The sequence below is a fragment of the Pseudomonas sp. EB271-G4-1 genome (genome assembly GCF_058791355.1).
In genome coordinates this window covers 53,190-65,727 of sequence record NZ_JBYTEO010000032.1, presented here as the reverse complement: position 1 = coordinate 65,727, position 12,538 = coordinate 53,190, and the positions used below count along the sequence as shown (strand labels likewise).

At 56.1% G+C, this 12,538-nt stretch carries 6 protein-coding genes and 1 tRNA gene; 2 read left to right on the top strand and 5 right to left on the bottom strand.

Annotation, left to right across the window (positions count from 1 at the left end):
- Positions 1–190 precede the first annotated feature (190 nt).
- On the top strand, positions 191–511 hold the full coding sequence (locus tag AC3WWR_RS17365) for a hypothetical protein (protein WP_492598913.1): 321 nt from the start codon (positions 191–193) through the stop codon (positions 509–511).
- 160 nt (positions 512–671) lie between these two features.
- On the opposite strand, the gene AC3WWR_RS17360 is transcribed toward AC3WWR_RS17365, so the two are convergent.
- The gene (locus tag AC3WWR_RS17360) at positions 672–3,854 is read right to left on the bottom strand and encodes a hypothetical protein (RefSeq protein ID WP_492598912.1); all 3,183 of its coding nucleotides are present in this window, start codon (positions 3,852–3,854) and stop codon (positions 672–674) included.
- A 328-nt stretch (positions 3,855–4,182) separates the two neighbouring features.
- On the opposite strand from AC3WWR_RS17360, the gene AC3WWR_RS17355 reads away from it, so the two are divergent.
- Complete coding sequence (locus AC3WWR_RS17355; RefSeq protein WP_492598911.1) at positions 4,183–4,803, top strand: hypothetical protein; 621 nt, start codon at positions 4,183–4,185, stop codon at positions 4,801–4,803.
- A 164-nt stretch (positions 4,804–4,967) separates the two neighbouring features.
- On the opposite strand, the gene AC3WWR_RS17350 is transcribed toward AC3WWR_RS17355, so the two are convergent.
- The 4 genes from AC3WWR_RS17350 to rpoD form a co-directional block, all read right to left on the bottom strand.
- Positions 4,968–6,032 carry a hypothetical protein gene (locus AC3WWR_RS17350; RefSeq protein WP_492598910.1) on the bottom strand — a complete coding sequence of 355 codons (1,065 nt, stop codon included), beginning with the start codon at positions 6,030–6,032 and terminating at the stop codon, positions 4,968–4,970.
- A gap of 649 nt (positions 6,033–6,681) precedes the next feature.
- A tRNA-Ile gene (locus tag AC3WWR_RS17345) sits at positions 6,682–6,758 on the bottom strand.
- 13 nt (positions 6,759–6,771) lie between these two features.
- Positions 6,772–10,518 (bottom strand): bifunctional diguanylate cyclase/phosphodiesterase, encoded by a 3,747-nt coding sequence (locus tag AC3WWR_RS17340; protein ID WP_020798825.1) that lies wholly within the window; start codon positions 10,516–10,518, stop codon positions 6,772–6,774.
- Between the two features lie 120 nt (positions 10,519–10,638).
- On the bottom strand, positions 10,639–12,486 hold the full coding sequence (gene rpoD / locus AC3WWR_RS17335) for an RNA polymerase sigma factor RpoD (protein ID WP_020798824.1): 1,848 nt from the start codon (positions 12,484–12,486) through the stop codon (positions 10,639–10,641).
- Between the last annotated feature and the right edge of the window lie 52 nt (positions 12,487–12,538).

Genomic DNA, 12,538 nt, shown 5'->3' with positions numbered 1-12,538 from the left:
GAGGTACCTGCAAAGTTCTGGAGCATCGGTGCAGCAAGTTGCTTTCGAACTGGTGCTGACGGTCATTGGTCGGGTCGGCAGGCGCGGCAATTTTTAATGGTGATCCAGGTCAAGCAAGTCATCGTGGCAGCCATCAAAATGTAGAGGCTGGGTCCGTCGATCCGGAACCTATAAGCGATGTGGAGTCGATATGCACAAAATTATGCCGTTACTGTTGGCGCTGATATCGACGACAGGCTGCGCCGAGCTTGTTGATGCCCGTCGTGATTATTTGCAATGGGTCGACTCTCTCGATCTGCCGCGACAAACAACACCTGTGCAGCAGCAACAAGTAGCGCCTATGCAGCAGCAAATGCAGATGCAGCAGTATGGCCAGCCGGTATACCGCGCACAGGATTGCATCGGCGCGGTGGTCAATGGTGTGTGTCATGGCAGCACTGGCGCAGCTCAACCCCAAGCGACCTGTTATGGCCAGTTGCTCAACGGCCAATGCACTGGGCCGCAGTTCTAATTTGATCACTCAAGACCATTTGGTATGGTCGCTCAGGCGAGCTTTATTTATTCCCATTGCTGTCGTTCGCATCTGCAGGTCAAAGCGAGCTGATGTTCTCCAGGCTTAGCAGTCCTCAGAGTGCGGTTTAAATACCACTGGGGAAGCGGCCCTATGCGCCTCACTTGGGAGCCACTTTGCGGAACTTAGCAATGGCATATCCCTCGGGCACGGGTTTGTATGGGTCATCCTCATGTGGCCAGCGTTTTTCGCGACTTTGGAAAGCCCGAAAGTTGGCAATATCTAGTTCGACGACCACCACATGCTCATTTTGCCCGCCGCGGAGTCTGCAGGCATCGCGCATGTATTCTTTCTTGGCGGGGCTTCTTACCCGGCTGTCGCCATACCGCCTATTGTTCACAAGGGCGATGTGCGCATGAACATCTAGGCTCGCCGACTCGACCAAAGCGGCAAACGTCTCAAGATCCTGATTCCAGGAAAGTACCATCATGCAATCCACATTGCCCTGGAACTGCTGACGATGCGCAATGTTCTGCAGTTCGGAGCAGACCAGTACACCAAAGCAAAAACCGCTGTGGTTGTACACGGGCTTGCGTTCGCCGGCCAAGTGCGCCGGCCATTGCAGTCCAAACAAACGTAACAAGGTTTCCTCCTCACCCGCAGCGGGCAGGGACTTCGCTTGTCGAATCTGCACAGAAGACTGGAACCCAAGGCGATCATCAGAAAGCACCAGCACCGCCTCGCTGTGGACATCTGGAGGAGCGCCCCGGTGATAATCGAGCCCGGCGATCAGGCTGATTCCGGCATCCTGGAGCAACCGGGATACGGTATCGATCCAGCGCTCAGGCAAGGCCAATTCAGGCAACAGCAAGTGTGTTGGTCGTGGATAAGCGTCAATGGCTTGATTGACCAGCCGTTCGATGCGCTGGTAACGGCCACGAGACAGGTCGGGCCGGCCACTCGCCCCTGCGCTGAAGCTATCGTCGGTGGTCAGCAGACTGCTGATACCCAAACTCACTTTTGATGTTGCTTTTTTCACCCCAATTCGTGCGATGCGAGGTGCACCTGGGACTTCTCCATCCGCACCCCCATCTTGAGCATTGGGTTCGTGGTCGGACTGAACCAACGAACCCCACACCCATACCCCCCGCACCGCCCGGACATATCTTGCCCACGCTCGTGCCGGCGCTTTGCTCAGCCCGTCGAAGACGCACTCATCCGGCAGGAACAATGACACTTCCTGCGTGGTGTAGGGTCGGGTGGGCAGCAGATAAGGCAACAGCGATGGCGCCAAGGCATCGCCTGTCGTATTAATACAACGCGAAGAAACACGCGGGGCGCCAGTGCCGTTGCCCGCATTGATCGACTTGTCCAGGAATTCGCGCAGGTCAGCTTCGTGCGGATAAAGACGGTGCAGGAGCTGCTCTTGTTGAATAGCAGGGCGCTGACGTTTCGCGTGGTGGCGTAAATGATCTTTGTAGGAGGTTTTCGCCCAGTCGGTTTCACGCAGCATGAGTGCCTGCATGGCAATGGCCTCAACGTCATTTCCAAGGCCGACCAGCTCGCAGACAGCAAGTGCGGTGTCGCCGAGCGGCCGCACTTCGCCCTTACTGTGACTCCAACGCAGCGCTCGAAGAACGGCATCTAGCGCCAAGTCCAACGTTGTCTGCCGAAGGTTCTTCCACAGATTTCTCGTATTCTTGTTGGCTTCAGCCCCGTTTACCTTGACCACCATGGTCTCTGTTTTGGCTTCCAGCGCGCTGAGGGCGCCTATGGTTGACTCAATCAATCGCCGCGCATCTGGCCAGTCCATGAGCGCAACGGCCAGAGAAAGCAAGCGTGGTAGATAGTCCAAGTGGTCAAGGATTTTGTCGGGACGCAGGATATGGTTATGTGCAAACGCATAGAACTGTTTGCGCTCCTGTTGCCAATCGTCTTCTCGCAGATCGCGGGCCAGGGTTTCGACCGCCCGTAGTTGCACAGACCAACCCAGTCGACGCACGGACAAGCCGTCTGCCCGTCGCAAAGTATCGGCCTCTTCGGCTGCGTGGCCAGCAGCCGTAAGTACCTTGGCAGAGGCCATTGACTCCAGGCGATCCGGTGACGGCATCAGTCTGCGCTCGCTGGAAACACTGCGAATTTGCGACTCGATATTGCTCAGCAAGTCGATACCACCTTGCCCCTGCAGGAAAAAGGACTTCTGCTTACTTTGTTGCAGTAGCAACTTGGTCTTGCCCTGAAACCCTCCGGGCAGGCTCAAGAAGATCTCGCCGTTCTCGATCGCAGGGGGGGGCGGAAAGCACCGTGTGCGTGCAGCAAAGTAAGCCATCAAATTCTCGGCGGACACCAGATCGCCGGGGTCGCGCAGTACCAGAAACAGGTCATCCACATAACGTCCGTAATATACCGGCGTCAGGCCGTGTTCGATGTCTCGGTCCAGGCCAACCAACAGGGCGTTGGCTACCACACGCGAGATGGACAAGCCAATGGGCAGGCCACCCACCGTGACCTCTCGTTTGCTGCAACCCAGCGCGTGCATCTGGGTCGCGACACTTTTGGACCACTGCACCAGCAGGGCAGTGAACGCCTTGGTGAAGTCGAGCTCCCATTCCGACAGCTCAATGCCACACTCAGCAAGGAAGCGGCTATCGGCCACAAAGGAAGGATCCACCCGATGGTAATAGCTGGTCAGGTCCATCGAAACGGCAACCACCGAGTTGCCCGCTTCCAGCTCGGTGCGCAAAGCCTTCAGGCCCCGACTGCGCCAATCCTTGTAAGGGTCGAAGTAAGGCTGGAAGGAGCCGACCGCTTCCAGGTGGTACTTCCCCACGCTGCCTTTGGGGCTGCCCGGCTCTGGTCGATAACGGCGAAGACGTGAACCGTAGGCTGATTTTGACAGAACCGCGTCAAACTTGTGACCGACCAGGTTAATCCACAGCGCCGACAAGACATGCATTTCGACTGGAAAATCGCCAACCAACCGAAACTCTGGCGTCAGCTTATGAGAGGCACACAAGCGATCAAAAGCACGGGTAGGATCAGAGAAAAAGCCGTGGCCGTCAGGTGCGGCGCCCTTCTTCGGCGGCTTTGAAGCCGTACTCAGTTTCTTGGCTACTACCCGAGTTTGCCCAAGGTGCTGTATCAGAAGCTCAGCCGTCTGCTCGGCTTGCAGGCAGACGAGCAAGGAGGTCAGTTTACATGCCAAGTCCTGCTCAAACTCGGCAAACTGGCTGGCAATGCAGATGGAGCGCTCAAAAAAGCAATCAGCCTTGGCTTTCCTGAACGCAAAAAACAGATCCTCTAGAGTCACATCCTGCCAAGAACCGATTGCCTTCCGTGTCATTGTGTTTGGTCCTTATCTTGTTATGTTCAGTGCGATGTTGTGATCAATTTCAATCCAGCTTGCATGCTGGCAGGGATTAGACCGCTTTTTGATCGCCTCGCGCCAGATTGAGATGTCTTCGAGGCTCGGAGGTGGGGGGTGAGTACCTTGCCCGCAATCTGCTCGGGTGAACAGCGAAGTCTTAGGAGCATGCCTGCTTGAAGCTCTACCTTCTAACCTATTCCCCGATTTCAATGCTACGCCAAAGGTATAGAGTCCTTTGCCCGAAGCAGCCATTCCGGACAGCTGCTAGAGTCGAGGCATCGTATTCAACGCGAGAGATGTACGAATGAAAGTCGGCGATTCAGTACGTAAGGCGCTTCTTGATTGGGACTTGGGCGAAGTCGAAGCAGCAATGATTCATGCTTGCAATGCAGTGAATGGCACTGCGAAGAAAGCCTATCCAACATTAGGAGATGCTGCTGCTTTCACCCGATTGCTGAGAGCTAACTACGCAGTTCTCGGCCCAATGGGAGCTCCCGGGGTAGACTTGGTCAATACCCGTTTTCCAGTTGTTGTAAAAAATCCGAAAGCACCCGGCGGAAAACCTGATTTGGCTGATGTTGTGTATGGAATTCATCGGTGCAGTCACGGGCACGGGGATGAACTACCGGAGGGATTTGAGCTCGTCCCCAACGCAGCAGGCCCAGCACAAGTTACTCGGATGGAGATCAAGCGCGGGATGGTTCGGTTAAGCGATCGAATTATTTTCGGTCTTCTAGCAGTAGCAGTTTTATCTCCCATCAACTCAAAGCAGTCAGTCCCCGCTGGCTACTGGCTCAAATTCGGTAATCAGCCTGCGCTTGAAATCAATGAGTGGTGGGGGCGGGTCGAGGACTTCGCAGCGATAGTAGCGCTTGAACCGTTACCGCTAGTGACGCTCGACTTTTCGACCTGGGAAAGCAATTAGTCCACCCACACGGCCCACGGAAGAATAGATCGCAGATCGTTCCTACAAAGCTCCGGGGCCTCAATCACATCGTGAAAGTCTAAGTCCGTAATGTGCTGTAATGCATTAGTAGCCGACCGACGATAATTTACTAGAGCGGGGATCAGCAAGATGTTAATAGTGGTTTATTTAGTCTGACTGTTCTTGACCTTCGTTTTCGATATTGCTGGAGATGGCGGCTGGATGATTTTTACTACTGGTGCTGGCATGTTTTTCAGGGCTGCGATTAAACGAGCATTAAGCTCTGCGTTCTGTTGGCGCTGAATGGCAAATTCGCTTGAGAGCCTATCCTGTGCACTCTTTGTTTCTTCTAATTGGTGTTGAAGCGTAGCAATAGCTTCCTTAGCCTGATTGCCTGACTCTTCGCCACTTTTTTTGGATAGCTGCACCTGCCATAAAGTTAGGCCTGCCGATACCAGAGCGGAGAAAATCAAACCTGCAACAGTTATAGTCAGCGTACGAGTTGCAGATTTTTGACTTTGTTCGAGGTGGTTAAAAACTTCCGGGACGACTTTTTCCGTAAATATTTCGGTCGCTGTACCGATGGAGCTTGCCATTTCCAATAATAGGATAGACATTTTTTCCAAAGTTTCAGCGGACTTTTCTGTCGCCTTGGCTGCTTTGTTTGCGGGCATCGTCGAAAAATCAAAACGGTTGGGCAAATTTAGTTCAGCTACTACGGAGTTTGAAGTGCGAAAGTTCTCGTGAATGTGACTAGAAGTGATGCTTTGGCGAATTTTTTCTGTCACGTTGCTGATACCTTCCAGACTCGCCTTGTACTGGGATAAGGTATTTGGATTCAATGCTGATGCAAAGCTCTCGGAAATTTTCCTAGAGCTATCAGCGCTCTTCTGAAATGCCGCCCGGACTGCGGCTCCAAAGTCACTAATGCTTATTGGAGTCGCCGGTGCAATAAAGTCACACTTTTTATGCGCTGCAGAAATTAATAATGCACGATCGGTTTCATTCAGCGCAGAAAAATCCTCATCGCTGAGCCCATCCCGAATCGATTTATCACTATTTCTTGAAACTAAGAGTTGAAGGGTTTTATTGCCAGTAATTTCTAGATTTTGCTCTTTCTCAATTCCGGCAAGTTTTCTCAGATCGCCGGCTGATAAGTGACGAACGTAGAGGTCACCGATGCTTGTGCTTACCATCAGACGTTCTGGGATTAGGTCGCTGAGCTTCAATTTCTCATCCTTGCTAGGCATCTTAAGCCTGAGTTTCGTACCAGCATATCTAGCAACGCGTCACAGTGCTATTAGCTGCCTCTCAGAGGGAACAATGTCTACTGACTAGCAGTTGCTGACCGAGCTGTTGAGAAAGTCGGCCTGGGCTGACTGCCAATGCATTGAGTGCTGAAAATGCCAATTTTGCAGGTTGCTACGTAAAACCTGAGCCATGAATCTCGTGCGTAACGCACAGATTTAAACCTTAGACGCGTACTTTTCTTCGGTGGAAATCGAAGCCGACTTTTTCAACAGAATCGCCCGGCTGCGGTCTGTCGTCACTGGAAGCAATTTGGCAGCTGTCGACACATGTATCGCCTGCCACCGTCGATTCGCTCCCTGCCGTGCCGGTTATCCGCCCGCTGAATGTGTCGGCGCGGCGGTAATGGGAGTGCCACGGGGGCGTTAAAGTGGCAGTGAGCCGTCTGTTTGTTGCTATGGGCAAGACTTGCTGACAAATGCGCTGGCCGCGGGTCTGACTTGATCACGCGTGACCATCCGGCCAGGCCTCTGAAATGGATTTTCACGCTGGTTGATTACAAAGTGCTTACAAAGACGTCAGAAACAAAAAAGGCCAACCGCAATGGTTGACCTAAGTTGTTGATTCTATTGGTGGGCCCACACGGACTTGAACCGTGGACCAAAGGATTATGAGTCCTCTGCTCTAACCAACTGAGCTATAGGCCCCATTGGTCGCGGATTATAGCGATGGTTTCGCGGCTGTGCTATCCGAAAAATCCATTACTGCTGTACGAAGAAACGTCGCGGCGAATTCGTCAGGGGGCAGGGGCAGGCTGACGATGTAGCCTTGGATCTGCTCACAGCCTTCGGCAGCCAGGAATTGCTGCTGCGCCTGGGTTTCGACGCCTTCGGCGATGACCGTGAATTGCATGCTTCGACCGAGCGCGATAATGGCGCGCACGATAGCGGCGTCGTGGGGGTCGTCCGGCAAGCCGCGGACGAAGGACTGGTCGATTTTGAGTATGTCCAGCGGCAGGCGCTTGAGGTAACTCAGCGAGGAGTACCCGGTGCCGAAGTCGTCGATCGCCAATTGCACACCCAGATGCTTGAGTTGGTGCAGCACGGCGAGCGCTTCTTCGGCCTGGCTCATGATGAAGTTTTCGGTGATCTCCAGTTGCAGGCAACCGGGATTGAGGCGGTTGTCCTTGAGCAGTTGTTCGATTCGCCCCAAAAGATTCGGTTGGCGCAGCTGGGCACCGGCGAGGTTGACCGACAGTGGGCCGAGGCCTTCGTACATCTGGTTCCATTCGAACATCTGCCGGCAGGCGGTCTCGAGTACCCAGTCGCCTATCTGCAGGATCATGCCGTTTTCTTCGGCAAGTGAGATGAAGTGTTCGGGCGGCACTTCGCCGAAGGTCGGATGACGCCAGCGAATCAGCGCTTCGGCCCCCACCAGGCGATAGTCGTCGAGGCTGATCTTGGGTTGGTAGCACAGGTGCAGTTCATTGCGCTCGATGGCGCGTCGCAGTTCGTGCTCCAGCGCCACACGCTCGCTGGCTTGAGCGGTGAGGTCGCAGGTGTAGCTTTCTACGCGGTTACGGCCTTTGGCCTTGGAGCGGTACATCGCCGCGTCGGCGTTTTTGATCAGCGTGGCCACGTCACTGCCGTCCTTGGGGTAGAGGCTGGTGCCGATGCTGGAGCTGATGAAAAACTCATGCTCACCCGCCTGGAACGGCGCGGTAAAGCAATTGAGCAGCTTGGTGGCGATGTTGTCGGCGTCGCTGGGTTGCTGCAGGCCCGGGAGCAGGATGATGAATTCGTCGCCGCCCAGGCGTGCGACAGTGTCGATGTCTCGCAACTGCTCCTTGAGACGCACGGCAATACCCTTGAGCAAAAGATCGCCGACCGGGTGACCGAGGCTGTCATTGATGTGTTTGAAACGGTCCAGATCCAGGAACAGCACTGCGCCCTGACCGCCGTTTTCCTTCTGGTGATTGAGCGCGTTGAGCAGGCGACTTTCGAACAACGTGCGGTTTGGCAGACCGGTCAGCGGGTCGTGGTGAGCCTGGTAGTCCAGTTTGGCCTGGGCGTGCTTGAGGCTGGAGATGTCGGCGAACACAGCCACGAAGTGCGTGATGAAGTTGTTACGATTTCGTACGGCGCTAATGGTCAACCAGCTGGGATAGAGTTCGCCATTTTTGCGTCGGTTGGAAATCTCGCCTTGCCAATGACCCTCGTCGGTCAGTTGATGCCACATGGCCGCGTAGAACGCACTGTCATGCAGGCCCGAGGCAAGCAGGCGCGGGGTGTGCCCCAGTGCTTCGCTTTCGCTGTAGCCGGTGATTTCGGTAAAGGCGCGGTTGACCGCACTGATGTGCTGCTGGGTATCGGTGATCAACACGCCCTCTGCGGTGCTCTCGAATACCGTCGCGGCCTGCTGCAGTTTTTCCTGCATCAGGTGGCGTTCGGTGATGTCCCGGGCGATGGTCAGCATGCAGTCGTCGTCACCGATCGGTAGCGGACGGCTGGAGACTTCGCAGAGGCGGATCTGCCCATCGCTGCGGCGGATATGGCAGCTGAAATCGCGGACGAAACCATCCCGGTGCAACAGGTCGAGCATTTGTTTGCGCTCGTTGAGGTTGACCCAGATCCCCAGGTCAAGGGCCGAGCGATCCACCGACATCGCGCTGTTGAAGCCGGTAATGCGGCTGAACCCCTCGTTGACCTCCAACAGCAGGCCATCGCTCTGGCGCGACAGCAGCAAGCCGTCGGGGGAGGCGTGGAAGGCCTTGGCGAACTTTTCTTCGGAGGTTTGCAGTTGTTGCTGGGTTTCCTTGAGCTGGGTGATGTCTCGCACCACGACGACCAGCGCCGGGGTGGTATCGAGGTCGAAGGGCTCGGCCGAGATCAGGCCGGTGAACACCTGGCCATTGCTGCGACGAAAGGGCATCTCCAGGTTTCGAATGCTGCCGGCCTGCAAGCGCTGCAGCAGCCCGGGCCCGACACCCGGAATACCCCAGATGTTCAAGTCGGTGGCAGTCTGGCCGATTACGTCTTCGGCCTTTAGGCCGATCTGTTCTTCGAACGCATCGTTGACCTCCAGCAGGCAACCGTCACTCAGGCGTGCGATCACCAGGATGTCTGGGCACTGCTGGAACACCGAGGCAAACTTCTGTTCAGACAAGCGCAGTGCTTCTTCGGTGCGTTTGGTCTCGCTGATGTCGATCATCAAGCCGCGCATCACCGGCTCATGACCGTGTTCGATCAGGCTGACGATGTCGCGGACCCAGATGCAACGACCGTCAGCGGTGATGACCCGGTAATCGAGAGTGTGGTCACGCCCGGCCAACACTTCGTGGTCGCAGAAACTCTGCGCGCGGGTGAGGTCGGCGGGGTGGATGATGTTGCGCCAGAAGCCTGGGATCAGCCAATGCGACAAGGGGTAACCGAGCAGGTCTTCGGCGTGGGGCGACACGTAGCTGTAGGTGAAGTCGCTCATCCGCGCTTCCCAGGCGATGGCCGAAAGGCTTTCCACCAGCCCGCGGTAGTGGTATTCGCTGCTGCGCAGTTCCTGCTCCAGGTTGACCCTGCGGGCGATTTCCGAGCTCAAGCGGCGGTTGACGCGGATCACGGCGGCGAGCACGGCGATCAGTAAAAGTAGCCCAGGCAAGCCGTAGACCAATAGATCGGACCAGAATGTTCGATGATCCAGTACGTTGCCGACCCAATGTTCCTGGATCGAACTGATTTCAGCAGGTGTCATGTCGGCGAGGACTTTATCCAGAATGCCGACCAGCATTTTGTTGTCACGGGGTACACCCATTGCCAACTGGTAGCGGTAGGGGGTTTCGCCGCTGACGTACAGCCCGTCGAGTTTGAGCTGGCGCAGACTCCAGACGCTGGAAGCGAGATCGCCTACCACGGCGTCTACTTCATCGGTAGCCAGCGCCTGTAAAGCGGAGCTGACATTGGGCATCGCCACCAGGTTCAAATCGGGATGGTGGGTGCGCAACAGTTCGTGAGGTGCGTAGTTTTCCACTACGGCGATTTTTAGCCCGTACAGGTCTTTGAGTTTGCGCGGTTGGGCGCCTCCGACGTGCGCCAGGATGACGATCGGGAAGTCCAGGTAGGGACGGGTGAATGACAGGTAGGCCTGGCGTTCCGGGGTCGACATGATGCCCGGCAAAAGGTCCAGCTTGCCTTGCTTGGCCTGGTCCAGTACCACCGTCCAGCTCACGGGCTCAATGGGCGTGAGCTTGATGGCCAGCCGCTGGCGAATACGGTCGATATAGTCTGCAGCAAGGCCCTGGTAACGCCCCTGGTCGTCGCGAAACTCAAAGGGCGGCCAGGATGCATCGACACCCAGGCGCAGGTCCGGATGGGCCGCCAGCCAGCTACGTTCTTCGTCAGTGAGAGTCAGCGCGCCAGCCGTTGCGGTCCAGGTCATCAGCGACAGCAAAAAACACACGGTCGGCAGTCTGGGCATAACGGTCTCGTTATGGCTCGGGGAATGTTTCGAGTGTAGACGGGCAAATCGGCGGGTGGGGTGGAGCGGGGGAATTATCTGCAAAAACAAAACCCCCGGCCTGGGCCGGGGGTTCTGGTATCACTCGTCGAGGAAGGAGCGCAGATGCTCGCTTCTCGTCGGATGGCGCAGCTTGCGCAACGCCTTGGCTTCGATCTGACGAATCCGTTCGCGGGTAACGTCGAACTGCTTACCAACTTCCTCGAGGGTGTGGTCGGTATTCATGTCGATACCGAAGCGCATGCGCAGTACCTTGGCTTCACGGGCAGTAAGGCCGGACAGCACTTCGCGAGTCGCTTCCTTAAGGCTCTCAACGGTTGCAACATCGATTGGCGACTGCATGGTCGAGTCTTCGATGAAGTCACCCAGATGGGAGTCTTCGTCATCACCGATCGGGGTTTCCATGGAGATCGGCTCTTTTGCAATCTTCAATACCTTGCGGATCTTGTCCTCAGGCATTTCCATGCGTTCACCCAGCTCTTCCGGGGTCGGTTCGCGACCCATTTCCTGCAACATCTGGCGGGAAATGCGGTTGAGCTTGTTGATCGTCTCGATCATGTGCACCGGAATACGGATGGTGCGGGCCTGGTCGGCGATCGAGCGAGTGATCGCCTGACGGATCCACCAGGTGGCATAAGTCGAGAATTTGTAGCCGCGGCGGTATTCGAACTTGTCTACCGCTTTCATCAGGCCGATGTTGCCTTCCTGGATCAGGTCGAGGAACTGCAGGCCACGGTTGGTGTACTTCTTGGCGATGGAGATCACCAGACGCAAGTTCGCTTCGACCATCTCTTTCTTCGCGCGGCGGGCCTTGGCCTCACCGATCGACATGCGACGGTTGATGTCCTTGATCTCGGCGATCGTCAAACCGGTTTCGGTTTCCAGCGCGGTCAGCTTCTGCTGGCAACGAATGATATCCGGCTGCACGCGACCGATGGCTTCAGCGTATTTGCTTTTGCCTTTGGCCAGTGCATCGCTCCAGCTTTCGTCGACTTCGTTGCCCGGGAACTGGCGCAGGAAGTCGGCACGCGGCATGCGTGCATCACGAACGCAGAGCTGCATGATTGCACGCTCTTGCTGGCGCAGACGATCCAGGGCACTGCGCACACGCTCGACCAGGCCTTCGAATTGCTTCGGAACCAGTTTGATCGGCATGAACAGGTCGGACAGGGCCAACAGCTCGGCAATCGCCAGCTTGTTGTGGCGACCGTGCTTTTTCAGCGCCTTGCGGGTGATTTCCATCTGATCGGCGACAGCACCAAAGCGCTGGGCGGCGATGATGGGATCCGGACCGCTTTCGGCTTCTTCTTCGTCATCGGAAGCTTCGGCGTCATCGTCGTCGGAATCGTCATCCGCTTTCGCGGTCTTGGTGTCGATCGGCGGCGGAACCTCCGCAGCAGGCGGCGCAATACCGTCGTCCGGGTCGATATAACCGCTCAGGACGTCGGACAGGCGGCCACCTTCGGTGGTAACGCGAGTGTATTCGGAGAGAATATGATCAACCGTGCCAGGGAAGTGCGCGATTGCGCTCATCACTTCACGGATACCCTCTTCAATACGCTTGGCGATTTCAATTTCGCCTTCACGCGTGAGGAGCTCGACCGTACCCATTTCGCGCATGTACATGCGCACTGGGTCAGTGGTGCGACCGATATCGGTCTCCACCGCTGCCAACGCGGCGGCGGCTTCTTCCGCAGCGGCCTCGTCGGTATCGGCGTCGGCCAACATAAGGGCGTCCGCATCCGGAGCACTCTCGTGTACGGGGATCCCCATGTCGTTAATCATGCGGATGATGTCTTCCACCTGCTCTGGATCTGAAATATCCTCGGGCAGGTGGTCGTTGACCTCGGCGTAAGTCAGATACTTCTGCTCACGACCCAGTTTGATCAACTCAATAATACGAGACTGCTGTTGCGCTTTTCCGGACATAACACCCTATCCACTGAAGGTCTTGGCGGGCAAAAAACAAGCCGAGGATTAT

Excerpts from the sequence above, each read along its gene's own strand:
- AC3WWR_RS17365 (WP_492598913.1), top strand. The coding sequence starts at position 191 with ATGCACAAAATTATGCCGTTACTGTTGGCGCTGATATCGACGACAGGC.
- AC3WWR_RS17360 (WP_492598912.1), bottom strand. The coding sequence starts at position 3,854 with ATGACACGGAAGGCAATCGGTTCTTGGCAGGATGTGACTCTAGAGGAT.
- AC3WWR_RS17355 (WP_492598911.1), top strand. The coding sequence starts at position 4,183 with ATGAAAGTCGGCGATTCAGTACGTAAGGCGCTTCTTGATTGGGACTTG.
- AC3WWR_RS17340 (WP_020798825.1), bottom strand. The coding sequence starts at position 10,518 with ATGCCCAGACTGCCGACCGTGTGTTTTTTGCTGTCGCTGATGACCTGG.
- rpoD (WP_020798824.1), bottom strand. The coding sequence starts at position 12,486 with ATGTCCGGAAAAGCGCAACAGCAGTCTCGTATTATTGAGTTGATCAAA.